At 42.0% G+C, this 26,971-nt stretch carries 23 protein-coding genes; 5 read left to right on the top strand and 18 right to left on the bottom strand.

Features of this window, described 5'->3' with window-relative positions; genetic code table 11:
- Positions 1-692: 692 nt before the first annotated feature.
- From AC3ITG_RS13670 to AC3ITG_RS13635, 8 genes are all read right to left on the bottom strand, one after another.
- On the bottom strand, positions 693-2,075 hold the full coding sequence (locus tag AC3ITG_RS13670; RefSeq protein ID WP_489254033.1) for a lanthionine synthetase C family protein: 1,383 nt from the start codon (positions 2,073-2,075) through the stop codon (positions 693-695).
- Positions 2,072-3,868 (bottom strand): ABC transporter ATP-binding protein, encoded by a 1,797-nt coding sequence (locus AC3ITG_RS13665; protein WP_489254032.1) that lies wholly within the window; start codon positions 3,866-3,868, stop codon positions 2,072-2,074. Before AC3ITG_RS13665 ends, AC3ITG_RS13670 begins: the two co-directional genes overlap by 4 nt.
- 80 nt (positions 3,869-3,948) lie before the next feature.
- On the bottom strand, positions 3,949-7,164 hold the full coding sequence (locus AC3ITG_RS13660; protein ID WP_489254031.1) for a lantibiotic dehydratase: 3,216 nt from the start codon (positions 7,162-7,164) through the stop codon (positions 3,949-3,951).
- Positions 7,165-7,195: 31 nt separating this feature from the next.
- Positions 7,196-7,966: an ABC transporter permease gene (locus AC3ITG_RS13655; RefSeq protein ID WP_489254030.1), complete on the bottom strand. Its 771-nt coding sequence runs from the start codon at positions 7,964-7,966 to the stop codon at positions 7,196-7,198.
- 10 nt (positions 7,967-7,976) lie between these two features.
- The gene (locus tag AC3ITG_RS13650) at positions 7,977-8,771 is read right to left on the bottom strand and encodes a DUF2705 family protein (RefSeq protein ID WP_465116270.1); all 795 of its coding nucleotides are present in this window, start codon (positions 8,769-8,771) and stop codon (positions 7,977-7,979) included.
- Positions 8,768-9,496 (bottom strand): ABC transporter ATP-binding protein, encoded by a 729-nt coding sequence (locus tag AC3ITG_RS13645; RefSeq protein ID WP_489254029.1) that lies wholly within the window; start codon positions 9,494-9,496, stop codon positions 8,768-8,770. The genes AC3ITG_RS13650 and AC3ITG_RS13645 overlap by 4 nt, the downstream gene beginning before the upstream one ends.
- Before the next feature lie 121 nt (positions 9,497-9,617).
- Positions 9,618-9,797: a gallidermin family lantibiotic gene (locus AC3ITG_RS13640; RefSeq protein ID WP_465116268.1), complete on the bottom strand. Its 180-nt coding sequence runs from the start codon at positions 9,795-9,797 to the stop codon at positions 9,618-9,620.
- A 1,391-nt stretch (positions 9,798-11,188) separates the two neighbouring features.
- Complete coding sequence (locus AC3ITG_RS13635; RefSeq protein WP_315795541.1) at positions 11,189-12,745, bottom strand: ABC-F family ATP-binding cassette domain-containing protein; 1,557 nt, start codon at positions 12,743-12,745, stop codon at positions 11,189-11,191.
- 245 nt (positions 12,746-12,990) lie between these two features.
- On the opposite strand from AC3ITG_RS13635, the gene AC3ITG_RS13630 reads away from it, so the two are divergent.
- Entirely contained in the window at positions 12,991-13,464 is a 474-nt protein-coding gene (locus AC3ITG_RS13630) for an SET domain-containing protein (protein WP_449008900.1), read from the top strand.
- Between the two features lie 199 nt (positions 13,465-13,663).
- Here AC3ITG_RS13630 and AC3ITG_RS13625 read toward each other — a convergent pair whose 3' ends face one another.
- The 7 genes from AC3ITG_RS13625 to AC3ITG_RS13595 form a co-directional block, all read right to left on the bottom strand.
- Positions 13,664-14,272 (bottom strand): DUF1349 domain-containing protein, encoded by a 609-nt coding sequence (locus AC3ITG_RS13625; RefSeq protein WP_413378087.1) that lies wholly within the window; start codon positions 14,270-14,272, stop codon positions 13,664-13,666.
- Between the two features lie 29 nt (positions 14,273-14,301).
- Positions 14,302-15,645, bottom strand: coding sequence for a dihydrolipoyl dehydrogenase family protein (locus tag AC3ITG_RS13620; RefSeq protein ID WP_413378085.1), 1,344 nt, complete (start codon positions 15,643-15,645; stop codon positions 14,302-14,304).
- A gap of 39 nt (positions 15,646-15,684) precedes the next feature.
- On the bottom strand, positions 15,685-17,199 hold the full coding sequence (gene opuFB / locus AC3ITG_RS13615) for an osmoprotectant update ABC transporter permease/substrate-binding subunit OpuFB (RefSeq protein ID WP_489254028.1): 1,515 nt from the start codon (positions 17,197-17,199) through the stop codon (positions 15,685-15,687).
- A complete protein-coding gene (locus tag AC3ITG_RS13610) occupies positions 17,196-18,233 on the bottom strand; it encodes an ABC transporter ATP-binding protein (protein ID WP_489254027.1) in 1,038 nt (345 codons plus the stop codon). The genes opuFB and AC3ITG_RS13610 overlap by 4 nt, the downstream gene beginning before the upstream one ends.
- A 235-nt stretch (positions 18,234-18,468) precedes the next feature.
- Positions 18,469-19,317 (bottom strand): NmrA family NAD(P)-binding protein, encoded by an 849-nt coding sequence (locus AC3ITG_RS13605; protein ID WP_163753348.1) that lies wholly within the window; start codon positions 19,315-19,317, stop codon positions 18,469-18,471.
- On the bottom strand, positions 19,307-19,756 hold the full coding sequence (locus AC3ITG_RS13600; protein ID WP_449008895.1) for a nuclear transport factor 2 family protein: 450 nt from the start codon (positions 19,754-19,756) through the stop codon (positions 19,307-19,309). Before AC3ITG_RS13600 ends, AC3ITG_RS13605 begins: the two co-directional genes overlap by 11 nt.
- Before the next feature lie 130 nt (positions 19,757-19,886).
- A complete protein-coding gene (locus tag AC3ITG_RS13595; RefSeq protein ID WP_413026235.1) occupies positions 19,887-20,471 on the bottom strand; it encodes a TetR/AcrR family transcriptional regulator in 585 nt (194 codons plus the stop codon).
- Between the two features lie 167 nt (positions 20,472-20,638).
- Here AC3ITG_RS13595 and AC3ITG_RS13590 point away from each other — a divergent pair, with 167 nt between their 5' ends.
- Positions 20,639-21,001: an iron-sulfur cluster biosynthesis family protein gene (locus AC3ITG_RS13590; RefSeq protein WP_449008893.1), complete on the top strand. Its 363-nt coding sequence runs from the start codon at positions 20,639-20,641 to the stop codon at positions 20,999-21,001.
- A gap of 246 nt (positions 21,002-21,247) precedes the next feature.
- Complete coding sequence (locus tag AC3ITG_RS13585) at positions 21,248-22,024, top strand: M15 family metallopeptidase (RefSeq protein WP_163753092.1); 777 nt, start codon at positions 21,248-21,250, stop codon at positions 22,022-22,024.
- Between the two features lie 163 nt (positions 22,025-22,187).
- On the opposite strand, the gene AC3ITG_RS13580 is transcribed toward AC3ITG_RS13585, so the two are convergent.
- Positions 22,188-22,427 carry a hypothetical protein gene (locus tag AC3ITG_RS13580; RefSeq protein WP_240342876.1) on the bottom strand — a complete coding sequence of 80 codons (240 nt, stop codon included), beginning with the start codon at positions 22,425-22,427 and terminating at the stop codon, positions 22,188-22,190.
- Between the two features lie 130 nt (positions 22,428-22,557).
- Between AC3ITG_RS13580 and AC3ITG_RS13575 the strand changes: the two genes are divergently transcribed.
- Both AC3ITG_RS13575 and AC3ITG_RS13570 read left to right on the top strand, forming a co-directional pair.
- Entirely contained in the window at positions 22,558-23,190 is a 633-nt protein-coding gene (locus AC3ITG_RS13575) for a nitroreductase family protein (RefSeq protein ID WP_489254026.1), read from the top strand.
- 278 nt (positions 23,191-23,468) lie between these two features.
- Entirely contained in the window at positions 23,469-23,933 is a 465-nt protein-coding gene (locus AC3ITG_RS13570) for an AraC family transcriptional regulator (RefSeq protein ID WP_489254025.1), read from the top strand.
- A gap of 95 nt (positions 23,934-24,028) precedes the next feature.
- On the opposite strand, the gene AC3ITG_RS13565 is transcribed toward AC3ITG_RS13570, so the two are convergent.
- Complete coding sequence (locus AC3ITG_RS13565) at positions 24,029-25,273, bottom strand: aminopeptidase (RefSeq protein ID WP_489254024.1); 1,245 nt, start codon at positions 25,271-25,273, stop codon at positions 24,029-24,031.
- A gap of 51 nt (positions 25,274-25,324) precedes the next feature.
- Positions 25,325-26,866, bottom strand: coding sequence for an acetate--CoA ligase (locus AC3ITG_RS13560; protein WP_413379616.1), 1,542 nt, complete (start codon positions 26,864-26,866; stop codon positions 25,325-25,327).
- Between the last annotated feature and the right edge of the window lie 105 nt (positions 26,867-26,971).

Below are 26,971 nucleotides of genomic sequence, written 5' to 3'. Positions count from 1 at the left end.
AAGCAACTTAACATCCGTAAGATATTTATAGAGCATAAATGCTTGTATTTTTCTAATCATTGCAACTAAAAAGTATAATCATCTATGTAAAAATCCAAATATGTATCCAATAAATTGATCCTCTCTACAATTTTGAATAATGAGCGTGGTAGATAAAATAACAAAAAAATTTTCTCAAGCCACTCGAAAGGAAATACATGGAATGCTCGCAGCTGATGGGCTCGTAGTTTGGATTTCCCACCAGTATGGTTATTCAATATGCGTTGCAAAATTGCACTTCTTTATAATACATAATATCTATTACGGCTATTTCTCGTCTTGATAACTCAGTGACAGATCCTTTGGTATTTTGCTGCTTTTCGAGTTTTCATAAAGATGTTGCAGTCATCTACATACCAGATGAACCTGATTCCGCACTTCTCTAGTTTTTTATTCAGTTCGTCCAGTATGACGTCAGATAATAATAACCCAACTGATTTTATTTTGTCGTCCTATCTCGTTTCACTTTAAATATTCCGTTCTTCATTACGCAGTGTTAAGGTTATTTTGGGACGAGTAGAATGTAATTGACTTAAGTTGATAGCGACTGCTGCCTTCGCCAAACAGAACTTTAACCCTATAGTTAATATCTATACTAGAAATACTAAAAAAAAGCTGTCACCATTAACACTAGTGACAGCTTACTTCCTCATTCATCTTATTAATAAGATCTGATCCCATTCAGGGCTTTCGTTACTTAACAATGAGGCCAAAACGATAGCAACTCCAGAGGCACCATTTAAGAGGCCCGCTTCATCAATGTCCAGCATATTCTCATCAATCAAGTTTTTGTCATAATAGCCAAATGCAGAAGTGGGATCGTAAAAATCCAGTACTTTCTTTACAAGGCGATCACGCATTAACCCTAATTTTGGTTCCCCTGTTTCAGAGTACATCCGTTGGATTAGATGCAGCCAACCCGCAAGTCCGTGACACAATGTTGCTGAGATCATGCCCCCGTTATCCTCAATTCGCTCCTCCATATCCATATAGGCCCGGAGCGCAATAAGTGACCATTCTTCATTTTGTAAAGCCTGACCTGCTAGCCAAATGGAACGGGCAATTCCTGGTGCTCCATAACACCACGAATCTCTTGGAAATAGTTTATTTTCAGCATAAAGACGGCCTTGTTTCCATTCCTCATATGAAACTCTACCAGGCCAATATATCCCTTCTTCTCCTTCCACCTTCCATTTAACAAGCCAATGAGTTAGTTCATTAACTTCATTTCTTAGCTCTTCTGAAGAGACTCCTTTTAAAATTGAAATACTCATTAACGCTATTGGCCCTGCTATACCATGGGATAATCCAAGATTGAAGTTACCATTAGGGTACTTTTTTTCCTCCTGTGCTAAGAATTGATTTTGAGTGGAAATATGCCACCCAGGAACGATTTCTGATCCTAAACTCTTCTTTGTGCAATACAGTTGAAACCAAGTTACAATATGGTGCCACACTTCTCTCATACCCGGACGATCATAAAATGACAACACAATTCTGCCTATTCCACTTAAGCCAATGATCGTATCATAATCACCAATTTGCAAACTTTTTGTTTCCCATTGAGTGATAAGTTCTTTAACTTTTTGAGTGGCTAGGCTTTCCATCCAAGTTGCAACCTGATCCATCATTGACTGATAGCGCGTACCCTTGCGAGACAATGAGCGAATAGCAATTAAAATACCCGATAATCCTCCGTATAATGATAAATCACGTAATCCAGATTCCTCAAGCTTATGTTGCAATTCTTTCAAATACAGATGTCCTACCAGATCCCATCCCCCATCTGGTTCGAGTTGATCCAATTGACCCATAAAAAGGCAAATCCCTGGGTAGCCATTACTCAAGCTTTCTTCAATCCATCGTTCCACTTCAAACCCATCTACTTTTAAAATTGAGTTTTGCGATTTTTGCGATACCTCACTTGGAACTTTGTAATGCTCAGCTATACAAGCCAAAACATTTGCTGCTCTATCTCGTAAATCCCCTTCTATCGGAAGCCAACGAAGCATAATATCTTTCTCATTTGTATTCACGTCTGATAAACTTCCTCCTTGCTAGATTCTTCTGTGAACGACTTTGCTTGGATATGAAACATTTCTGCATAAGCACCATTAAGCTCAAGCAACATATCGTGTGTACCCTGCTCAATAATTTCTCCATCCTCCATTACGATTATTCGATGTGCAAGCCGGGCTGAGGATAGGCGATGAGTAATAAATATACCTATTTTATCCTTCATTAAATCCAGAAATAACTCCAGCAAATCGCGCTCTGCAACAGGATCTAAAAATGCGCTGGGCTCATCTAAGATATATAAATCAGCGTTGCGGATAAAGGCTCTAGCTATAGCAAGCCTCTGCCACTGACCACCAGATAATTGATACCCGTCCTCAAACCACTTTCCTAACTGAGTCTCAAGGCCTTGGGGCAAAGAGTGTATTACTTCATCAATAGATGCATACTTTGCAGCATCTAAAATAAGTGAATCTTCATCCATCCGATCCAACGAACCGAAACCAATATTTTTTCTGGCAGACATTTCATAATGCACAAAATCTTGAAAAACTGTCCCGATTTTTTTTTGATAGTTCATTAAATCATATTCTTTAATATTTTGACCGTTCACCAAGATCTGTCCACTATAATCGTCGTAGAGCTGCATCAAAACTTTCATAAGGGTTGTTTTCCCAGATCCGTTTTTCCCAACAATAGCTATCGTTTGGCCTTTTTGAAAAGAAATTGAAATGTTGCTTAACACCTTATTGTCATGACCAGAATACTGAAAGGATACATTCTTCAGTTCTAAATGTTTGATATTAAACTCACATTGCTTAGCAAAATTTCCTGACTCGTTGCTTTGTTGAAACGAGCGAACTAATGGATCGGACGTTGGTAGCTCAACGAATAAAAATAATTGTTCCATGTAAAGATGGTTTTGAGAGAATTGCAGCAAGTTCCTCATAATGCTTTGCACTTGACTTTGTGTAAGCATTATTGCCTGAATATATCCATACAGGCTACCGATCATCAAAGTGTTAAGTAATGTTTCTTTAATAACTAACCAGACTAACCAGAGCATCACTGCCAGTTCGAATAAATTGTAAATAAATGTGTATTTCGTGAGTTTTCCCAACATCTTTTTATCCACTTTGTAGAAACTTTCTAGCAATTCGGAATATCTATTCAATAAATAAGAACTTAATTGAAATATTTTAACTTCTTTCACAGCTCGATCATTAGTTAACAAATAAGTAAGGTACCAAGATTGGCGATAAAAAGGGGTTCTTTTCATGTAAATATCAAATTGCTGCCTATTAATTTTGAATAAGGAATAAAGTGATATCAAAGAAACAGCAAGTATGATGGGTACTGTCCACCATTTCCATAGAAATAACCACGTGGAAGAAGAAATTACCGTGATAACACTAGAGGCTATTCCTGCCAATTGACTATATAATTGATAGGGGCGGAACCCAGCTTCCTGACTTGCACGTTTCAGTTGATCATTGATAGCGGAATTCTCATAGTCTGCCAGTCCAAGTTGTGTTGATTTGTGACAGATCATAATATTTAATGACTTTGCCAATGCACTTTCCAGATTTCCCTCTACATATGTTTGTAAGGAATTAACAATTAATTTAGCCAAATACACAAATATAAATATATAAAATGGTAAAATAACTAACTCCATTCCATTTATCATTGCAGAGGAAATTGCATTCAATACATTTTGCATAACGATCAAACTAAAAAAAGGAACCAGACCTTGTAGAATGTGCAGCAATGCACTCATTAGGAAGAGGCCTTTGTTTGTCTGATAAATCAATAAAAATAGCTTCCCACTGTTTTTAGTTGAGTTCCACATAAAGGCTCCATGTTCTAATATTTATTTATGGTATATAAACATCAAACTTTACTCAGTGATCCCACTTTCTGATGATACTGTATGATACTATTCATCGCATGACGTGCCATAATCATTATTTTCCGTTCCGTTTTCCGATCAATGCCAATGAGTCGATTCAGATGCATATGAATAATACTAAATACAATATCATCTGTACTATTAGTTAGAAGATTCCGATGTTTATATTCTAGGAGTGTTTGCTTAAATGCAAATGAATTCTCTTCTCTTAGGCTTAAAACAGAAAAAATATCACAGTATAACTGGCCTGTTTTAGATTGAGTTTGTGAATTGTTCCATTCGAAAAAGGTATTTAATAGTTCCATGAATGTTTTCCTTACACCGCGGAACTCGTCCAGATACTCTTTAACATCAAACTTTTGATTCAAGGTTTCAAAACACTCCATTTTGCTGTACCCCAACTGATTAAGAATATGAATAACGCTCAAAATCCCAACTTGTTCAATTTCAAGCTCTGGTTGCTCGAAGCGGATCAGTCGAATGAGTTTTCCAACGATTTCGCTATCCGAAGAAAAGAGTGATTCTGCTAGTTTCATCAATTCAGTGCCACCATATCTTTCAATTTCAGGTTCATACGTATCAACAATGAATTTTGTTAGAAAACCTTCTTTGAACCACGCTGTGCTCCATTCATGGAATAACTCAGAAAAGGCTTGTGATTTTTCCTTTGACTTGATTTTGAACCTTACTCTAATATGCGGTTCAGGATCTGCATAACGTATAAAATACCCATGCTCAATAAGGTAGGAATGTCTAGCCTCCTCAACACAATCCGCCCAATATAGAGCAAGGAATTCATTCTGCCTACTATCTATTCCGTATAACTTGGCATAAAACCATTCGCCACCTGGAAAATGTACATCATTACCTGAACGTTTTCTTTCCACTGACGTTTTGTATAAGAAGTTTGATTGGTTATTGCTACTTAAAACTTGTTTATTAACGAGAGGAAATACAAACTCAGGAGTTAAAAAACCATCTTCCCGCTGAATAGGCATTTCTTCAAAGCCACCAACAAGTTCAATAAGATCGACTTGTTGAGTTTTACTTAATGTCTTCAACATTTCATTCATGTGTAGCGGGTGTTCGAGATCTAATAAAATACGATGATCTGAATCAATTAAATATACATACCTTGGAACGTTCCATTCATTTAAAAATTGCAAAACCCAGCCCCTTAACTCTGCCATATCCACATCGTACTTCATGCTTCCTTCCTTTTTATAACTAACTGGCAAACGTAATTTCCATTTTGACGGAGACAAAACTATACGTTTATATTGAATCCTTGGTGTAAATGGTGCTTGCATCATTAACCCGAAGTTTGGAGCAGACCATTGATCAAACCTCATCAATCCGACCTCTATTAGAAATCTATAAATGTTAGGGGCTTGATGGTAATTCAACATATGTCCTGCTGTAGGTATGATTTCTTGATCATGATTTTTGGATTTGATATATAAGTAGCCTTCTCTCACTCCAACAACAAGATCGGATACTCTTATTTGACGCTCGGCGGTAAGAGAGGAATTAGTACCTAATGCAATCTCATAGTCACGATAATTTTTAATGAGCATTACATTCGTTGTTTTTCCGGAACTAGGTAAATAAGTGACCTCAGCCCAAATTTGATCTGGACATATTTTCTTCTCTTCTTCTGAAATGACCTCGAATTGCTTTTGAAAGGTCGGATCGAGAATATCCATAAAGCGACCAAATGTTTTACCTGCTCCATTTGACCCAGGGTTTGGCCCAAGAACTAATGTGTACTCACCCTTATCAAGGGTCGTATGGTCTTGGGTAAATAACGAAAAATATAACTCCATTGATGGTAAAGACAGATGCTTTGAAGCAGTAGACATGGAAAAAAGCTCTTGCATCAGTTCATCAGTGAGATCCAGCTTTTGATTTCCTTTATGTAAGGCAGCTAACAACAATTCTGTTAATCGTTGTTCCTGCTTCATTCGATTGCGAGAATCCCCTTTATTGGCATCCTGTGTTCTTCTCCGACTCTCAGGATTTCGATATGTCGCTGGAGGCCCTAATCCTAGCTCATCATCAATAAGTTCTAGTAGAGGAATCTCCTTATAATCTCCATATTTCTCTAAGAATTCATCTACGTAATCCCTTAAGTGCTGATTTGTTGTATGGGATAGTCCGTTAAGAATGCTCGCTGCTTTCTCAACATCTCCACGTATATTCTCTTTTAGTCGAATAGACTGATCCTCAAGAGATAAATCAACCTGCATCGCAGGTGTATTAATAGGAATCAGTTCAGTCATCAGTTTACTAATATGTGTAAAAAGCATTACTCCTTCTCCAACTGATGAATGATTGTATAAAGTAATGCTATGATCAATTTCCTTCAGCTTACTTTGTATATCATCAACACCAGATAAAGCAGTTACAATCGTTGAAACATAATTGAACGGATCTTTGTCTATTGTAGAAGGACGCATTTCAGTGATTAAAAACTCTTGTTTTAATAACTGTTTCACGTAGTGGACTATAGTTTCAGAATCGGTACCTGGAAACTTCAATTTTAATTGTTCTACCAAATCCGAGAATTTGATCGGATTCTTTAAACAGTCCATAATAAAATCAAATACAATGGTTGCTTTAATAGATATGCTATCATTTTCACCATATTTCATTTTTCCAAATCGCGTTACAAAAGGGATCTTTGCTCTATTTCCCTGTCGATAAATTAAGGAATTAGGATAAATATGAAGCTGTTCTATAACTCCTGGTCTCTCTTCAATTAACTCAATTAATTTAAGAATCCATTCCATATCTGGACGTGCTCTTTTTTTATAAGTTGAAATGCCTTCGATGTTAAGTTGTGACTCTGAAGCAAATTGACCAACCGCGATTCCAGAGAATAGGCCAAAAGGAGTTGGTCTACTCATCATCCGAATGGCATACTTCATTATACTCGCTACTAACTGCTCTTCATTTTTGGTTATATCCGTTCCCTTCAATTTCAAGAGAGAATTAAAGAGGTTTGGACTTGCAACAGAAAGCGCTTCTCTAATGACTGGTTGCTGTGATAACTCGATCAAACGTTCAACAGTGTATCCCTCAACAGATTCACGGTCTATATTTTCCTGGAGAAAACAGCTTAAAAATGTATTTAAGGTCAGGACAGGGGTTCTTATCATAAAGAAATCTAATGCTTTATATGAATAGTGTTCCATTACTATTAATTCCCCTCTCATCCCTATAGTTTTATATCACTTTTTTTTGCCAGCCTGCAAAACTGATTCCCCCAAAAACAAACATGGATCCAATCAAATAAATCCAAAACTTAAATGATCCTTCAGGTCGGAGAGCAAGCAATATTTGCTGAAAGGGATCAAACAAAAATACCAGCTCTGTGGCTAAATAATGATAAATTACAACGGACAATCCAGATATAAGTAAGAAAGCTATTAATGGTCTTGAAACGTACACACAAATAGCGCTACAAAATAATAATTTCGCCAAACAAACCAGCAGAAAAATGCCATAGAATTTCACTGTGTACCACTGGGCTGATAACGAGCTAACTTCTCCTTTGATACTATAAAGAGTTGTTGTATCAGCGTTTGAAAAAAAAAGATTTGATCCAATCATTGCCATGCCATAAGTAACCACAATACAAATAACTGTAGTCACAGCCAATGCTAGTATCTTACCAAGCCACAATTCAAATCTTCGGTATGGTCGAAGGCCGTAAATTCTGTACCCGCCAGAGTGAAGTTCGCCACTCAAGTGATCAATATAAATAACGGGTAAAAGAGCGGCAACCATAAGCAATGAAATACCATTCATCACAAACCAAGGAGCATTAAGATTATTGAGTGGTATGCTGCCTTCCCCAAAGCGAAACTCCCCCATACCTGAGGAACTAGCTCCCAAAATATTCAGAAACACTAATATTAAAAATGCAGCGTATAGAATAATTTTAGATTTTCTTTTCCAGTTTCGTTCTAATTCACTTGTCCATATTCCTAGCATTATTGACCTCCTAATATAAATAGTCGTTTTGTACAAAGCGACGATATGCGCCCCATGTAAAAACTATAAAATGCATTAAAACAATGAACAACACAGCAAAAATAGCCTGAATGTTACCAGCTATTACTTCATTTAACCCAGTATGCTGTAGAAAAGGTATCATACTAAAGGTAATGCTTAGCTGTAAAAAAGGAATTGAATCAAATATTGCTGCAATTCGAATAAATAATCCATCGATCAACAATGAAGTTAATATATAGAGCATACCCACACCCATAGCATAGGTTACATTTTTACTGTACATAGCAAAGAATGAGAACAAACTAGTAACGCCAATCAATGAAACAAATGCCCAAGCATAATATTCGAAGGTATAGCCAATCGTCTCAAGAGAAGGCATGCTCATACTTTCATTGTGGGAGAACATAAAAAGACCTGTAATGTACAAAGAAATTGAAAAACAGACCAACATAAGCATAATGAAAATATAGATCAGTAACATCTTGCTAATAAATATCTGTCTACGAGTATAATGCCTCAGAAATACATAACGTAACTGACCGCCTCTGTACTCCTCTGTAAAAACGGTCGCTACTAAAGCAGATAATATGATATTCACAGGAAAGTACAAGTTGTTCCTCAAGCCAGCGAGAACAAATGTGTCAGACAATAGTTCAGAGTTAGCCTGAATCGATTCAAAGTAACTTGCTGAGAGATAGGCAAGCCCAGGAACAGCTAGAATCAATAACCATGTCCAGCGTTTAGCCCATAATCGTTCCCATTCACTACCCAATAGAGTAATCATGCTTTCATTAACTCCACAAAGGCATCTTCTAGTCGCTCACCGTCACGAATCAACTTTGTCGTAGCGCCTTTCCACACTATTCTTCCCTCTTTGATAATAATAAGCTCATCACACATTTGCTGAAGTTCATCAAGTAAATGACTTGAAATGAAAAAAGCATAATTAAATTCATCCCTTAGACTAAATATGATGTCTCGAAGTCCTCTCATTCCCATTGGATCAAGACCATTCGAGGGCTCATCAAGCAACAGAAGCTTTGGACTACCAAGCAAAGCTTGAGCTATCCCTAAACGTTGCTTCATTCCAAGAGAATATCCTTTGACTTTATCGTCGCCTCTATCTCCTAGCCCAACTCTGTCAAGTAGTTTACTAATATGTGTTTCCCGTTCAGATTTAGGTAAGTCGGGGTGCATACGTGCCAAATTACGTAAAACTTGTCTACCCGTCATATACTCAAAAAAAATGGGAGATTCAATAATAGCTCCCACTTGAGATAATGCATTTTTTCTATCTTTATTAACATCATAAGAGTCAATCGTGACTTGTCCGCTAGTCGGATGCATTAATCCTGTCATCATACGCATCATGGTGGTTTTGCCCGCTCCATTAGGACCGATAAAACCGTAAATTTTTCCTTTTTCTAGCTTAAAGGATGTTCCCTGAATAATTTCACGTTTGCCAATTGTCTTTGTTACGTCATTTACTTCCATAACTATATCCATCATTGAGACTCTCCTTATATTCATAGATTACCTTCGTAAATAACAAGAAGAGACTTATTCAGTCTCTTCCCGTTCTACAATGTTTATACTAGCTATTAGATCCAAATCATATTTTATTTGTGTATTAACACAATGCTCCAATATTGGAGAAACAACCATTACCTGCAGTTGGTGCACAAGTATTAGCTGTTCTAGTTTGTGCTCCGCAACCACCAGTACAGTTCCAAACGCTAGTTAATAGGGGTTGAACAGGATCCTTAGATTTGTTAATTTGTACATCAAGATCAAAAATGCCTTTTTCCATTTTCATTACACTCCTCAAAATGAATTATTAGATATTGCCAATTCTTTTGTAAGGTCTTGGAAGTCAAATTTATATGAAGGAATACTAAAAGATCGTCACCTTTTACTTCCTCATACACAAATCATTCTAATCAGTTATGTAATATAAACTCTCACTACATTCTTAAATTATCACAAAAATTATATTTTGTAAACAATAAATAACATATGATATTTATTATATCAATTTAGTTAAAAATTAAGATATATGTTTAATTATGTAATAAAGAAGCAAATTCATGCAATTTTTGACCAAATTTGCACACTACACCTACTATTTTACATATTTTATTGAACAAAATCTAGTTAAATTATTCTTGTACGTATATTCTCCCCTACCTGCACCCAAGAAAAGAAGACTATTATCTGCACCACCATTCAAAAGAATCGTCAGTTTTTTGAAACGAACTCTGTCGTGACAATCGGCTTGAGAATCAATTTAAAGTAATTTCACCACGGAATACACTAAATTACTACATTATCTAAAATTGCGTTAGAAACTGTTTCAGTAATGTTCTGCAGGCTTGGTAGCGATCAAAAAGTGAAAGTCAATGACATCTTACTCAACTTGCTTCTTCTCCCACTTTAAAGAAAAAAGAATATATTTAAATGTTACAGCTAGTAAAGCAGAAGATGAACAGAAGTTAGAAAAGTATATATTGTTTTTCATCAGGATCGAACAAAACAAATTAACAACCGCTTCCCCGATGAAACACGGAGAAACGATTGCTGCGTGGAGTTATCTTTTTTTGCATTATTGTCAAATTAGTCAGAATATTATGGTATGGTTTTTGTAGTCGTTTTATCATGAGGTGCCGAAAAAAAGGTGAGGTCTTTGGAACCCCACCACATGAAAGTTATGAATTGGAGACATTCTTGGGGAAAGACTAGCAAAGTAAGATATAAGAAATGAACAAATGGAACACATCTCGGAGCAGACGTTGCTATGGTTCGAGAGTAGCACAGGGATTTTTCCAGACAAAATGAGCCCTCTAAAATTTTACACAAAGAGCATGGACTCTAAATATTAGTTGAGATGTTGCCGAGCTCGAGATCACAGGTATGGTTATGGCCAAAAGCGTTAATGTTATGACAAGAAAAAAGGGCAAGCCTCACAAGGTGGTTGTGATCGCCTGCTTCAACAAACTTATCCTTCACATTTTTGCCATCTTGTATAAAGGCCCGCCCTTAAGAACAGAACAACAACTTTTTTCAACCAAATCATTTACGCTAATGAAGGTGAATTTTGATCTCCGAAGAAGTGTTACACTAATCTGGAATACTTTATAAAAAGTAGCTCGTTTTTATTTTGCTTTCTTAGCAAAATTATGTTCAGCTTTTCTACCTAGAACTTTAAAATACTTTCGTTGTCCACGACTCACAATTCCATGTCTCCGTAACCACATCACGATAGAATTCAGGTTCGTGAGAGATAAGCAGAATGCTACCTTTGTATGCTTTGAGTGCGCGTTTCAACTCTTCCTTCGCATCAACGTCCAAATGGTTCGTCGGCTCATCGAGTACGAGCAGATTTGTTTCGTTATTGATCAGTTTGCAGAGACGAACTTTGGCTTTCTCGCCACCGCTCAGTACCGCGACCTTGCTCTCAATATGCTTGGTAGTCAGTCCGCATTTTGCGAGTGCAGCACGCACTTCAAATTGGGTATAGGAAGGGAACTCCTGCCAGATCTCTTCGATACAGGTATTGTAGTTCGCATCCTTCATCTCTTGTTGGAAATATCCAATCTCCAGATGTTCACCGCGCTGAACGGTTCCTTCCAAAGCCTGAATCTCGCCCAGAATGCTGCGCATCAGCGTTGTTTTACCGATACCGTTCGCACCAACGAGAGCGATCTTCTGACCACGCTCCATACGCAGGTCCAGTGGTCTCGACAACGGCTCATTGTATCCAATGACAAGACCTTTTGTTTCGAAAATGAGCTTGCCGGACGTTCTGGCATCACGGAAATTGAACTGTGGTTTCGGTTTTTCCTTGGCGATTTCGATGACATCCATCTTGTCCAATTTCTTCTGTCTGGACATCGCCATGTTGCGTGTAGCCACACTTGCCTTGTTCCGGGCCACAAAGTCCTTGAGATCAGCAATTTCCTGTTGTTGACGCTTATACGCCGACTCCAGCTGCTGTTTTTTCATCTCATGGACTTCCTGGAAGTGACTATAATCACCCACATAACGGGTAAGATCCTGATTTTCCATGTGATAGATCAAGTTAATTACACTGTTCAGGAACGGGATATCATGCGAGATCAGAATAAAGGCATTCTCATATTCCTGCAAATAGCGTTTCAGCCATTCGATATGCAATTCATCCAGATAGTTCGTAGGCTCATCCAGGAGCAGAATATCCGGTTTTTCAAGCAGCAGCTTGGCAAGCAATACCTTCGTACGTTGTCCACCACTAAGGTCGTTAACGTCCTTGTCCAGACCGATATCGGTTAGACCCAGACCGCGTGCTGTCTCGTCGACTTTGGCATCAATCATGTAGAAATCCTGGTTAGTCAGCGTATCCTGAATCGTACCTACATCCTCCAGCAGCTGTTCCAATTCCTCCGGAGTTACATCGCCCATCTTGCCATACATATCATTCATTTCTTGTTCCATGTCGAACAAATACTGGAACGCACCACGAAGGACATCACGAATGGATTGTCCCTTGCTCAACACAGCGTGCTGATCCAAATATCCGACACGCATACGTTTGGACCACTCCACTTTACCTTCATCTGGCTGGAGTTTGCCCGTAATAATGTTCATGAAGGTAGATTTACCCTCACCATTGGCCCCGATCAGACCAATATGTTCGCCTTTCAGGAGGCGGAAAGAAACGTTGTTAAAGATAGCACGGTCACCAAAACCATGACTTAATTTTTCGACATTTAATATGCTCATTCATGACACCTTTTCTATATAGACTTAATTCTTTGTATATTATAAGCGTTATATCATGCACAACTCAACGCCATATTGTAAATTTAGCACCATTTTTCGATGAAATGTCCTTCGTTTTGACCCCTGATCCACTCAAACTGAAATCAATGACATTTGCCTTATAGGTATGGATGAGTTAAAATTTTCCCTTAAACGACTTACTACTATAAGAATGGAGCTCTCTTGGAGAGCATCAGGTGAAAATCATGATTGAAGTGAAACAATCCAAATTGGGTGATGGTGAATTTAACCGCGGCGTATTTGCGACCGTAGACATTCCAAAAGGCCAACTGATCCATCAGGCTCCGGTTGTCCCTTATCCCAATGAAGACCACGAACATGTTGAGAAAACAATTCTCGAAGATTACGTATTCGAATACGGAGCCAATCATACGGCTATCCTGCTAGGCTATGGCAGTTTGATCAACCATTCCTACGAACCTAATGCCACCTATGATATCAACTTCGAAAACCACACTTTTGACTTCTATGCTTATACAGATATCAAAGCCGGCGAAGAAGTATTGATCAATTATAATGGCGAGGAAGATAACATGGACCCATTATGGTTTCTGGACGATTACGAAGAACGTATGCGTGAGTTGAACGAAGCAAGTGATGGTGAAGAGGATGCTGATGGCATCGAATCTGACTCCAAGGACACGGACTCAAGCAAATAAGATCTTGAGGATAAACTACAACAGTAGTGCAACTTCATGTGGACACAACTTAAAAAAACTTCACTATAATCCGTTGTAGGCTTGATAAATTAACCTATGGCGCTGCCTAATGCAAACGAAAACAAGCAAGTCCTCCACCAAGGAAGACTTGCTTGTTTTCGTTTGTTGCGATTGCGTCAAATTTCCCAACCAAACAATCTTAATCGGCAATGGGAGGGTCTGTGTGCAGATCCTGATCCGGTTCAGTCAATTTCCATTTGGTAAATGCAACCTCGAACCCGGCACGCTTCGGAGAACAGAGAAACGGTCCTGCTTGCTTGTTCGTCGGATAGGCAAACCTCGCGACCCGAATGGTACGCCAAGGATGCTCATCCGTGCGAGCACGAATAACCACGGCTTCGTCATGGTATGAAGCCCGAATGGTAACGATGCGTCCACCCCACTCCGGTACAGGTGAGAGCGACCAATCGGAAAACCGATCCGTTACGACCGCCCCTACATGAGCCACGCCGTCATTTACTTCAACCCCCGCCTTGATCCATTGATCCTGTCCATGCCAGAGCATTAACCCTGCCTGATCATACAATTCCGTGAATGAACTCAGATCAAATGATACTTCGATTGCCTTAGTTCCGTCCCATGGAGCAAGCATGGCATGTCCATTCTGATGACAGAAACCATAGAAGGTCTTCTCCCAGAAGTCACTGCCCTCCTGTGCCTCCACAATCAGACGGTCACCTTCCGTCCGCGCTTGAACCGGTTCGGTTGTCCACTCGGCATCATGAATCCGATGAAAATTAGCTGACATGATTCTTCCCTTCCTTCCACACCATCACATTAAAATAAAGAGCCCATATCCGATGCGGCTGTAGGATATGCAAAATTCATGGTGATTAACTGATCGGTCGTCAAATCGAACTGAATTGCCATTGCGAACAGGTTAATCAGTTCTTCTGTTTTGCCACCCAACACATGGGCACCCAAGATACGCCCTGTTGCCTTATCGATTACAACTTTGGCCATGGCAAATTTTTCATTCGTACGTTTATAAGTATACCATTTCGACATGTCATTTACCTTCACCTCGTAGCCCTCTTTTTTGGCCTGCTCCACAGTAAGACCTACAGAACCCAGGGATGGCACGGTAAATACAATTGAGGGCATTACTTTATAATTAGGTTTGTTCTGATTGCCTTCAAGCAGATTCAAGAATACTGCACGTGATTCCTGCCCTGCGAGCGGAGTCAACGGAAGCCCTTCCGTTGCGGTAACATCGCCAGCCGCATAGACTCTTGGATTGCTTTCGCTTTGCAAGTACTCATTAACGGAGATGCCTTTTTTTGTATAACTGACATTTCCCTTCTCCAGTTCAAGCCCATCTACATTTGGAATACGCCCTGCTCCGTGGACGACAAGTCCGCACTGCCATTGATGATCAGCCCCATTGCGTGTTCCACTAACCACATATGCGTTGCCCTGCTGACGAATCGCCTTCACTTCCGCATTCAAGTGCACGTGAATGCCTACTTCCTCGGATTTTTGCAGCAGTAAGTCCACCAGCTCCGAATCAAACTGTTCCAGCGGCTCTTCACCTCGATGAATAATATGAACTTCCGTGCCAGCTCTGGCCGCAATATGTGCAAATTCAAAAGCAATGTAACCTCCACCTACCAGAACCAATTTATCCGGCAGCTGTTCCAGATCAAGAAAATCATCGCTATATTTCAGATGCTCTGCACCATCAATAGGTAGTGGCGCCGGACGCGCACCTGTTGCGATTAGAATATGTTTCCCCTGCAGTACTTCTTCCCCTACACGAATGTGATCTTCGTCGACGAAAGAAGCCTTGCCATGAAACGTATGCATCCCGGCCTGTTTGAACTTATCCTCGCTAGCTCTCGGAATACTCTCCGTAAATGTTCGCTTGAACGCCATAAGTTCCGACCACTGAATAGAGGCGTTACCGTCCACTCCTTTGCCCTTCATTCGTTCATTCCAGTCGACAAGTTCAGCAGCTCCTGCAAGTACTTTTTTGGGATCACAGCCCCGTAATGCACAGGTTCCGCCAAACTCTCGTTCATCAATCACGGCAATTTTCCATCCGGCTTCGGCACAGCGGGATATAACTGAGCTTGCAGCGCTCCCTGTTCCAATCGCGATCAGATCATAAGTTTGTGTCATGTTAGTTCCTCCTCTTCATGTATAACCGTAAATATCAAGCTATAATAACCCTGCTTTTTGCAGATAATCCGTTGCAACTTGTTCTGGAATCGCTCCATTAACGTTCACTTCGTAATTCATTTGGCGCATCTCATCATCCGTGATACGACCTGCAAGTTGATTCAGTAGCTCCACCAGCTGCGGATATTGGTCTGCTGTTTCTTTGCGGAGCATCGGTGCTCCCTGATATGGCGGGAACAATTCCTGATCATCCTCCAGCACAACGAGTTTATACTGTCTCAATTCACTGTCTGTGGAGTAAGCATCCAGCAAATTGATATCTCCACGCTGAACGGCTGAATAACGCAGTTTCGGTTCCATTGTGGCTACGTTCGGGAATTTGATGCCATACTTCTTCTGAATTCCAACATATCCGTCTTCCCGATCAGAGAATTCCAGTGTGAATCCTGCCTTAATCTGCTGCTGCACTGACTTGAGATCTGATATAGTCTTCAGATTATACTGATCCGCAACCTTCTGAGGCACAGCCAACGTATACGTATTGTTGTAATCCATCGGGTTCAGAAGAACCATATTGAACTGGCTCAACATCCCGTCTCTTGCCTGTTCATACACTTCTGTGCGATCAGTGCTGACTGCGGTTTCCTTCATAAACTCAGATATGGCGGTACCCGTAAATTCCGGATAAATATCAATATCACCTGATTTCAGTGCATTGAACAGAAATGCGGTTTTTCCCAATCCTGGTTTCAATTCAACCTTCAGATCGGTATCTTTTTCAATGAGCAATTTGTACATATTAATCAGAATCTCCGGTTCAGCACCCAGCTTGCCAGCAATAACCAGATCTTTTTGCCCTCCACGGGAGAGCCAAGGAATCGTGATTACCAGAACGGCCACCAGAGCGAGTGTTCCGAGAGTGACCAGCGTTTTCTTGAACGATAAACGTTGGAACTGGCGGAGCAGCACATCAAACAAAATGGCAAGCAATGCGGCCGGGATGGCTCCCAGAATAATCAATGCAGTATCATTTCGATCAATACCAAGCAAAATGAGTTCACCCAGACCTCCAGCACCAATCAGGGCTGCAAGCGTTGCTGTACCTACAATCAGAACCATTGCGGTACGAATGCCTGCCATAATGACAGGCATCGCGAGTGGCAGCTCCACTTTGGTCAGACGTTGACGACTGTTCATGCCCATCGCATTCGCTGCTTCGACCATGGAAGGATCAACTTCCGATATGCCCGTATACGTGTTGCGGAGTACCGGAAGCAGGGCATACACTACAAGCGCAATAATCGCAGGAAGTGTACCAATGCCGAATAACGGAATGAGCAATCCGAGAAGGGCCAGGGACGGGATCGTTTGCAGTACGGCTGTTACCCCAATAATTGGCTCAGCCACTCTTGGCTTGCGTGTCAGATAAATGCCAAGCGGGATCGCGATCAGAACGGCAAAGAACAATGCGATAAATGAGATCTGAATATGCTCAAGGAGAGCGGATAATAACTGTCCTTTGCGCTCACTGAACACCTCTGTAAATTTACTCATGCTTCACCTCGTTCCTGCAACTGCACGGACCAGTACTGGATCAGATCGGCTCGACTGACCTGGCCTATAATCTGGTGGTCCTTCTCGACAAGTAGATGATCATGAGATGCCATGATTTCCACAAAATCCGGCAGCGTAATCGATACGGGAACAGCCGTTTTGACCGACTTCGGCACATGCCCAGGTGAGAGCGGTGACATGATCGATTCAAGATCAAATATAGAAATCAGTCGATCTTGTTCGCCGGAGGCCGTTTGTAATTCATGCAGCGGGTCTCCCCCACCAGATACAGGCTGTGAACTCCTATCCGGACCAGAACTACCGACAAAGTCACGTACAAATTCATTCGCTGGCAGCTGGATTAGTTCTTCCGGGGTGCCTACCTGTAACACTTGCCCATCCTTCATGATGCAGATACGATCGCCCAGCTTCATCGCTTCTTGAATATCATGGGTAACAAACACAATCGTCTTCTTCATCTGACGCTGAATATCCAGAATATCGTCCTGTAATTTCTCACGGCTCATCGGGTCAAGTGCACTGAACGGTTCATCCATCAGTACAATTTCAGGATCGGCAGCGAGTGCGCGCAATACACCGATTCTCTGTTGTTGTCCACCAGATAGCTCAGCAGGTTTGCGATCACTGTATGTGGTACCTTTCAGTCCGACCATGTCCAGCAAAGTATGTACGCGCTCCTTGATTTGCTCTGACTTCCACTTTCGGAGTTCAGGAACAACCGCAATATTTTCGGCAATTGTCATATGTGGGAACAGTGCAATCTGTTGCAGCACATATCCGATATTCCAGCGCAATTCATGAATGTTATATTCATCGATAGGCCGTTCATTAATTCGGACGGTCCCATCTGTCCGCTCAATCAGGCGATTGATCATTTTGAGCATTGTGGTTTTGCCGCAACCGCTCGGACCAATCATGATGAACAGCTCTCCCTTATTAATGTTGAGATTAACCTGACGCAGAGCATGGGTTCCATCAGGGTATTGCTTGGATACATTTTCGAACTGAATCATCCGTTCTCTTCTCTCCTTTTATCAAACATTCATTCTCATCTATTTCCCCAAAAGCGTAGACATATAATCACCGTGCTGGATTGGGGTATTGTTGTTACTGTAGAAATTGGAATGCGAACGGATACCTCTAAAGGTTGAACAATCAGCAAAAAAGACGGGCCTTCCGGCACCGTCTTCTTATTATTCAGCAGAATTTGCTTCCAATAATTTTATAAAAATCTTTCTATGATTCCCCTCATTGCATATGCTGCCTAATAAATTGCTCCAGAGAAACCGGGCTTTGACCTGTGACTTTAAGTACCGTCTCCGTCGTTTGATCTTCTCTTCCTTCCTCCCGGATGAATACATCCAGTCCTGCCAGAACCGTGGCGTAATCTTCCGACATCCCCCCCTGAATCATGCTATTCCTCAATTCTTCATCAGACAATGATTCATGCTGTATGGATTGATTCAGTAAACGACTGAACATGCCAGCAACTTGCCCATAAGACAATGTCTCCGGACCCGTAATGATATGAGCTGTATTATGGGGGACAACATCTGTCAGAGCATAGAAGGCAACTGCTGCGATATCATCTGCGCTGACAAAACCAATTTTACCCTCACCAGCAGCACTGTAGATTTTACCCAACTGCTTCATCGTCTCCCGATGCGGTCCCTCTGTAAAGTTCTCCATAAAATAGGAAGGCCGTAGTACAGTCCACTCAGGAGCAAGCTCCTTCAAGCTTTGATGCACTTTACCAAATATAGGTCCGTCTTCATCAACGGAAGCACTGCCAAGCAAGACGAATCGTTTAACGCCGCTCCATAACGCTTCCTTGATGAACGGAATCATTACGGCTTCCGGGTGCATTTCCATGACCGGCACGACAAGGTACACTTGATCCACATTTTTCAGCGCTGGACCATAAGTGGTTGAATCGTACCAATCAAAAAAGACGTAGTTGTCGGCAGAATCAGAAGAAGCTGGTTTCTTTCTCCCTGCCAGACGCACCGGATAGTGGTGCTTCTGAAGTATGGCCGCAACGCGGCTTCCTGTCTTTCCATTCGCTCCTGTAATCAGTGTTAAAGGTTTATCGTTGATCATTTTCATTTCCTCCTAAGTCCGATTCAAGAACGACCATCGGATTCCAATAGTCTTTATAATGTGTAATCTTGCCGTTTTGATGGCTCACTACAGAGATGTAGGTTTGGTTATAAGGTTTGCCTGTGACCAGAGACTGCCCCACACAAGTGAACTCGGCCACAAACTGTTGTTTCGTGTGATCAGTCAGAATCACCGGTTCGGAAAACTGCTGGATTTCAATCATCCTCATAAGATCATGTACATGATTCGCAATTGCAGCTTTGCCTTCCAACTTCTTAGGGAACCCCGGCGGGGAATAAGGAAATTCGAAGACAGCTTCTGTCGCGTATAACTCCACCCATTGATCCAGCTCTCCATCCAGCAGTAATTGAGTAAATCCGTGCATAATACGTTGTGGCATATCATTGCCGGCTTCTATCTGATAAGAATATGTCATATTTCACTTCCTCCTTCGGTTTGCTCTGTGTTCATTTTTCAGACTGATCAGTCTAGAATGGTGAAAAAATAAACGCCCTAAGCGTTCATTTTCAGAAATCCAACAAAGAATCCTTGCTCATATACTGCCATTAATTCAATACCCTTAATGTTGTACGCACTAGCTCCTGCAGCACCTCTGTACTAGCACCGCTCTTGGCGGTGAAGGTCAATGACAGGCGGGAATAATTCAGAAAACGGGAAATACCGGGCAATTCATCCTCGGCATGGTTAAATTCACCGTTTCTATGCCCACGGATAAGCGCCGCAAGAAAAGTATTTTCCATTTGCTTGTTGCTCGCTTGAATAAAGTCTGCAATCTCATGATTTTGGGGTGCTTGTTCGACGGCGCTATTGATAATAAAACATTCATTGCGACGCTCCTCGTCCGTCAATACATTAACGGCTTCGTTGAAAAGCTGTTCCATCCCCTGCCTTACACTCGTGCATTCATTCAACAGCTGAATACTCGCCTCTGTTTTCTGCTGAATATAAAATTTAAGGGCAGAGACAAATAAATCATGCTTGGTTCCATAAGTGTCATACAAACTTTGACGTGCAATACCAAGCTCATTCAGCAGTACAGTCAACGAAGTACCTTCATAACCATAGGCTCCAAATACAGCCGTGGCTTTTCTTAGAACACTTTCGGTGTCAAATTCCTTGGCTCTTCCCAATTTCAGACCTCACCTCCCGCTGGATTAAGTCAAGAATACACTTTTCCAGACTGATCAGTCAAGAAAATAAATGCTTTGATTTTTGCCAAAGTGGTATAATGACAGTAGAAGTTGAATTAATCCATTTACCATTACGATCATGCCAACATATAAAGGAGTGTAGCGATATGCATATTCAAATTACAGATTTGGCTGCTGCGCGATTAACTGAAAGCCTGAATGATCAGCCCGGTTATTTCAAAGTGATCTATGACATGGAAGGTTGTGGCTGTAACGGAATTATCGCCATACTTATCGTGGACGAACCCGAAGCTCTGGATGTACAAATTGAAACCAATCTGGTGCCATTCTATGTCGATCCGAAACAACAGTTAAACCTGGAGCAGCACATGAAGCTGGACACGGAACTCAACTATCCTTCCTTCAAACTAAGCAGTGATTCCGGTATACTCAGCAGCAATGTCCGTGTTCGGGATGCCCGCGCAGTGGCTGCTGGAAGCTCCGGAAATTCTGTTTCATGCGAGCTGTAATTCAAAAGTTTGTGGCTGAAATAATGAGCATTTGATTCGCCTATCTATGTATACAGAAAGACTTTGCACAAAAGGTGCAGAGTCTTTTTTTGTGCTCTTTTTCTCGTCAGACAATTAAAAGCTATGAATCTCGCAAACTTTGTTTACAACTCGGAAACAATTGGAGAACCTATGGATATAATCCTCTAGTATACTCGGTATATAGCAAAGCACGAGATTGATATAACCCGAGGAGGAACACACATCATGAAATCTTTTACACGTAAATCCATCGTATCCACGATACTTATAGGTTCTGTCGTAGCAGGCTCAGCATTCACAACGCTGCCCTTCACTAAGGAACTGAATCCGGTCGCATCTGCTGCCAGCTCCAGCTTCACTCAATTCCTGCACGATAATGCACCTGGACGCACAATCAAAACGAGCAGCAGTGGCCTGGCAACGGTAACGAATCTATCAAGCACGGTTGTGCTAGTGAATAAAAAGAGAAACTTGCCTTCAACCTATGCCCCTCAGGATCTGGTTGTTCCTAACATCCCATTTAGCTTCTCCGGCTCCAGTCCGAAAAAGCAAATGCGTAAAGTAGCTGCCACAGCAATCGAGAACTTGTTCGCAGCAGCGAAAAAAGACGGCATTGATATCAAAGCCGTGTCTGGTTATCGCTCTTATACTACCCAAAAATCCATTTTTGACCGTAATGCAAGTATCAAAGGCGAAGCTGTTGCCAATAAAACCAGTGCTCGTCCTGGACAAAGTGAACATCAGACGGGTCTTGCGATGGATATCTCCAGTGCATCAGCGGGATATGATTTGCAACAAAGCTTTGGAAACACCAAAGAAGGCAAATGGCTGAAAGCCAATGCACATAAATACGGATTTATCATTCGTTATGGCAAAGATCAGGAGAAACTGACAGGCTACTCTTATGAGCCATGGCATGTGCGTTATGTTGGCGTGTATATCGCTGGGGAAATTACGAGCCAGAATCTTACACTTGAACAGTACCTGGAGCGCGCCAAATAAACACAAGGAATCTGTACGTCAAAAAAGTTCGTTCCGCTCTTACGACATAGTATGTAAAAGGCAAACTGAACTATACAGGATTGGGCCCGGTATCGGGCCTTTCACTCCTGCATTACATTTACACCTACATAACCAATCAGCAATTAACACTCTGTTTTATAGTTTAAGGACCTACAATTTTCCTGAAAACGACTGGCAGCCTCTTCACACTTTCCGTTCCGGCCCAGGAACCAACGCCAGCAAGAAGTGCATTATGAAACAGATAAAGTGCCACATTGTAAGCCAGGGTACCCAATACCATCTCCACCACCAAAAAACGTTTCAACGTGGAGGATTCGATGACGTATACCTGAAATTCATTTCGCAACTTTCCAGCCCTGTACCTTGTGATGAATGTTTTCATGAATCACCTCTTCTGTTTTATTTTATCGTATGGCAGGCAGATCTTGTCTTATTCAAAAATAATACTTACATAAAGTAACTTAGTGTGATATAGTCAGTTTATAAATCATACATAAGCGAGGGAAACTACCATGAGTGAATTGGAGAATCTGGTCAAAAACCGTAGATCGGCCGTTATTTTTGAAGAAGGAATTGAGATTCCAGAGTGGGAATTGCAAGAGATGTTTGCCCTAAACAAATTCGCACCTTCTGCCTTTAACCTCCAGCATACGCACTATCTTGTGCTGACGGACCCGGCTCAGAAAGAAAAAGTCTATGAAGCTTCACAGCAATATAAAGTAAAAACCGCCTCTGCGGTCATTGTTGTGCTCGGCGATGTTAACGCACATCATCACATCCGCACGATTAATGAGGGCCTACTGAACCTTGGCGCGCTTACTCCGTTCCAATACGAGCAAGAATCGAAGAGCGTCATCGAATTTTACGAAACGCGGGGAAGGTTCTTCCAGAGGGAAGATGCCATTCGTAATGCCAGCCTGTCAGCGATGCAATTGATGCTGATCGCTCAGGATCGTGGTTGGGACACCTGCCCCATGATTGGCTTCGACGCGGAAGAGTTGCAACGCAGCTTGGACATTCCCGACCATTATGTACCTGCCATGCTGATTACAATCGGCAAAAAGTCGGAAGCCAAACAACGTCCGCGCGGATATCGCAAACCTATTAACGAATATGTCAGCTTTAACAAAATGCATGCCGAATAACTTGGGAATGTGACATCCGTAACTTTTCACTCATTCCATTACGAAAGAGAGGTCGATGATCAGATCATCGGCCTCTTTCCTATTTTTCCAGAATAAAGAAATCACACGTCAACTTCGTTCACAGCCTTATCAGGATTCGCCTTCCGACTGGCTTAGCCTTCACTCACAGCTCTAGTCAAACCAATCTATCTTTTTCCAAAAATACATATGAATATTTTTTTATACCATGATAGCATTCGAGATGTAACCCATAACCGTAACGAAAGGAATGAAAACTAATGGAATTCCACATCGAAACCCTGCCAACATCCCGGATTGCTTATGTACGACAAGTGGGTCCGTATGGTCCTGCTAACAGCCACGCGATGGAGACGTTAAAGATTTGGGCCAGATCTAAAAACTTGCTTATGGTGTCGACAATCTTGTTCGGCATTCCGCAGGATAACCCTGAAACCACGCTGCCCTCTCACTGCAGGTATGATGCTTGTATTGTCATATCGGAGGATTATTGCCTGGATGAGTCGACTCCACAACTTGAAGAAGCTGAACTTCATGGCGGGCAATATCTGGTTTGCAAAGTCAAACATACAGCAGAAGATGTGAAGCAAGCCTGGACCGAGATTTTCCCATATTTGCAGAGCAATGGTTATATCATGGACAACAAACCCATTTTGGAAAGGTATGCTGGTGATCTCCTTCTTCTGGATTTTTGCGAAATATGTGTACCGGTTAAGCCGCTTTAAATCAGCCATATTTGTGGATGCCATAAACAAAAAAGCGACTTCAACGTTGAAGTCGCCTTTGTTTATTACTTATTTCCGTTTCCGTTTTTCACCAATTAAAATGCCCAGTTTCCCTTGCGGAATACAGGTTCCACCGTACCATCCTGCAACTCACCATCAATGTCGAGCTCTGCGGAGCCAATCATAAAGTCCACATGGGTCAGACTGACGTTGCATTCATGTTTCAGCAATTCCTCGTTAGACATCGTCGTACCATCCTTCATGTTGAAAGGATATGCACTTCCGACGGCCAGATGGCATGATGCATTCTCATCTATGCCGGTATTATAGAAAATACGATTCAAGTTCGAGATTGGGGAATCATGCGGCACCAAGGCCACTTCGCCAAGATAACGTGCACCTTCATCGGTGGCAAACAGGTTTTTCAGATGCTCTTCACCCGAAGCTGCTGTAAAAGCAACGACCTGTCCATCCTTGAACGTAATTCTCATCTGGTCTACAAGTTGTCCATTCAGGTTCAGCGGCATCGTGCTGCTGACGAATCCGTTGACTCCACTGCGCTTCGGCATTGTAAATACTTCTTCTGTCGGCATGTTCGCAACGGTATACACACCTTGCTTGTTTTCTCCACCGCCGCCACCCCAGATATGGTTGTTCACCAGCTCGATTTTCAAATCGGTTCCTGGTGCGCGGTAGTGCAGGCTTTTATAATTTTTCTTGTTCAGCAAATCACTCATGGCATTCAGAGTGTCCAGATGTTTTTTCCAGTTCTGTACAGCATCTCCGCCATCGACACGGTTCATTTTGAAGATGGTTTCCCACATAACGTTAATGCGATCTTCCTCTGGAATATCGGCAAACACTTTGTTTGCCCACGCCTTGGTTGGCGCTTTGATCAGACACCAGCTAATTTCGTGGTTACGCGTATATTTCGAATATCCGCGACGTGCATGAGCCGCCGCTTTGGTTGCACGCGAAACGTTGTCGGAATTGATGCCTTTGTACAATTCAGGGTCAGGTACTTTGATCGTGAGAGTAGCGCCACCTGCTTCGGCAAACTTCTCCATCATTTCCGCCTTCCAGGCCGGGTAATAATCGAAGCTGTCATTGGAGCCATGTTCAAAACGACTGCGTGTAATATCGTCGTCATCAAAATCAACCTGTACATACTTGGCGCCAGCCGCATACGCTTTTTGCACGATCAGACGGGTGAATTCCAATGTTTCGATGGGTGCCGTTACGAGCAGATCCTGTCCTTTCTGAATATTTACGCCGACTTTGACAACCAGCTCTGCGTATTGTTCCAACGATTTTTCAAAGGTTTGTTCAAAATTACTCATGGTTGTGTTCACTCCTGATTCATATTTGAATGACTATTGCTGCAAAATTATTTAAACCTTGCGTTTTTCTTGCTCACGCAGCTCGATCCGGCGGATTTTTCCGGAGTTTGTTTTCGGCAGATCAGCTACAAACTCGATTTTGCGTGGATATTTGTAGGGTGCTGTCCATTCCTTCACATGGTTTTGTAGTTCACGCGCCAGTTCTGGTGATGCGAGAGACTCGTCTCTCAGTACTACAAATGCTTTCACTACGTTACCACGGATCTCATCGGGACTTGCAACAACGGCGCATTCCTTCACGCTGGCGTGTTTCATCAACGCTTCTTCCACCTCGAACGGTCCAATCGTGTAACCTGAGCTGATGATGATATCGTCACTGCGGCCTTCAAACCAGAAGTAGCCTTCTTCGTCTTTACGTGCGCGGTCACCTGTTACAAAATAATCCCCACGCTGATTCGCTTCCTTCCGTCCCTCATCCTGATAATAAGCACGGAACAAGGCTGGCATATCCTTATGCACCGCAATATCTCCTACCTCACCTGCAGGTACAGGTTGTCCCTCTTCATTGATGATCTCAATGAGGCCTGGTGTAATGGACTGCCCCATAGAACCGATTCGTACGGGAGCCTCCTTTAAACTGCCGATCAGCAGCGTGCTCTCGGTTTGTCCATATCCGTCCCGGATCGTCAGGTCAAAGTGACGCTGGAAAATTTCAATTACTTCCTGATTCAATGGCTCACCAGCAGACACGGCGCTGCGCAGTGCGGACAGATCATGGTGACCCAGATCGTCTGTTTTGGCCATTAACCGATATTCCGTCGGCGTACAGCACAAGACGTTGATCTGATGCTCCTGCAACAGTTCCAGATAACGTTTGGGTTGGAATGATCCATTATAAACCAGTCCAGTCGCCCCTCTTCCAAGCACGGACAGAAACGGACTCCAGATCCATTTTTGCCACCCAGGTGCAGCCGTTGCCCATACCGTATCCGAAGGCTGAATATCCAGCCATAACGATGAAGCGATCCGCAGATGGGCATACCCCCAACCATGACTATGTACTACGCCTTTTGGATTGCCAGTCGTACCGGAGGTATATGCGAGAATAGCCATATCGTCACGATGTGTTTCCACTGCAGCCATCGTATCGGATTGGCCTTGCATTAACTGGTGTACATTGACCCAGCCTTCTCCAGGTACGCTATCATCACCATTTGGTGATGCAACGATGCGATGTGCCAATGCTGGCAGATCTGCATTTATCTTTTCAACTTCAGCAGTCGTCTCGGACCAGACAATGACAGCCCGGGCCTCGGAATGCCGAAGACGATACTCCAGATCTTTCGCACGCAGCATTTCGGAAGAAGGAATAACAGCAATGCCCAGTTTCAGGCAGGCAATGTATATGACATAGGCAATAATTCGGCGTGGTACCATGACCAGCACCCGGTCGCCCTTCTCCAAACCAAGATCACGCAAGCCTCCAGCAAGACGATTTGCCTGCTTCAATAACTCACCATAAGTGATCTCTTCCAATTCTTTATGATCGCTCAGCCATCTAAGTGCAACCCGATCCGACGGGTGATTCTCCATCTCGGATGTCAGGTTATAGGTTTCAGGCGAAATCCACTGTTGAAAATTCAAATGGAGCCTCTCCTTCATATTTCAAATGTATAGCATCTATATATTATACCCTAA

The organism is Paenibacillus sp. GL_099_B, assembly GCF_057835695.1.
The sequence above is the reverse complement of the archived record's forward strand: the minus strand, read 5'-3'. Positions and strand labels throughout refer to the sequence as shown.

Coding starts and splice junctions, on each gene's coding strand:
- AC3ITG_RS13660 (WP_489254031.1), bottom strand. CDS start 7,164: ATGGAACACTATTCATATAAAGCATTAGATTTCTTTATGATAAGAACC.
- AC3ITG_RS13655 (WP_489254030.1), bottom strand. CDS start 7,966: ATGCTAGGAATATGGACAAGTGAATTAGAACGAAACTGGAAAAGAAAA.
- AC3ITG_RS13650 (WP_465116270.1), bottom strand. CDS start 8,771: ATGATTACTCTATTGGGTAGTGAATGGGAACGATTATGGGCTAAACGC.
- AC3ITG_RS13645 (WP_489254029.1), bottom strand. CDS start 9,496: ATGATGGATATAGTTATGGAAGTAAATGACGTAACAAAGACAATTGGC.
- AC3ITG_RS13640 (WP_465116268.1), bottom strand. CDS start 9,797: ATGGAAAAAGGCATTTTTGATCTTGATGTACAAATTAACAAATCTAAG.
- AC3ITG_RS13635 (WP_315795541.1), bottom strand. CDS start 12,745: ATGAGCATATTAAATGTCGAAAAATTAAGTCATGGTTTTGGTGACCGT.
- AC3ITG_RS13630 (WP_449008900.1), top strand. CDS start 12,991: ATGATTGAAGTGAAACAATCCAAATTGGGTGATGGTGAATTTAACCGC.
- AC3ITG_RS13625 (WP_413378087.1), bottom strand. CDS start 14,272: ATGTCAGCTAATTTTCATCGGATTCATGATGCCGAGTGGACAACCGAA.
- AC3ITG_RS13620 (WP_413378085.1), bottom strand. CDS start 15,645: ATGACACAAACTTATGATCTGATCGCGATTGGAACAGGGAGCGCTGCA.
- opuFB (WP_489254028.1), bottom strand. CDS start 17,199: ATGAGTAAATTTACAGAGGTGTTCAGTGAGCGCAAAGGACAGTTATTA.
- AC3ITG_RS13610 (WP_489254027.1), bottom strand. CDS start 18,233: ATGATTCAGTTCGAAAATGTATCCAAGCAATACCCTGATGGAACCCAT.
- AC3ITG_RS13600 (WP_449008895.1), bottom strand. CDS start 19,756: ATGACATATTCTTATCAGATAGAAGCCGGCAATGATATGCCACAACGT.
- AC3ITG_RS13590 (WP_449008893.1), top strand. CDS start 20,639: ATGCATATTCAAATTACAGATTTGGCTGCTGCGCGATTAACTGAAAGC.
- AC3ITG_RS13585 (WP_163753092.1), top strand. CDS start 21,248: ATGAAATCTTTTACACGTAAATCCATCGTATCCACGATACTTATAGGT.
- AC3ITG_RS13580 (WP_240342876.1), bottom strand. CDS start 22,427: ATGAAAACATTCATCACAAGGTACAGGGCTGGAAAGTTGCGAAATGAA.
- AC3ITG_RS13575 (WP_489254026.1), top strand. CDS start 22,558: ATGAGTGAATTGGAGAATCTGGTCAAAAACCGTAGATCGGCCGTTATT.
- AC3ITG_RS13570 (WP_489254025.1), top strand. CDS start 23,469: ATGGAATTCCACATCGAAACCCTGCCAACATCCCGGATTGCTTATGTA.
- AC3ITG_RS13565 (WP_489254024.1), bottom strand. CDS start 25,273: ATGAGTAATTTTGAACAAACCTTTGAAAAATCGTTGGAACAATACGCA.
- AC3ITG_RS13560 (WP_413379616.1), bottom strand. CDS start 26,866: ATGGAGAATCACCCGTCGGATCGGGTTGCACTTAGATGGCTGAGCGAT.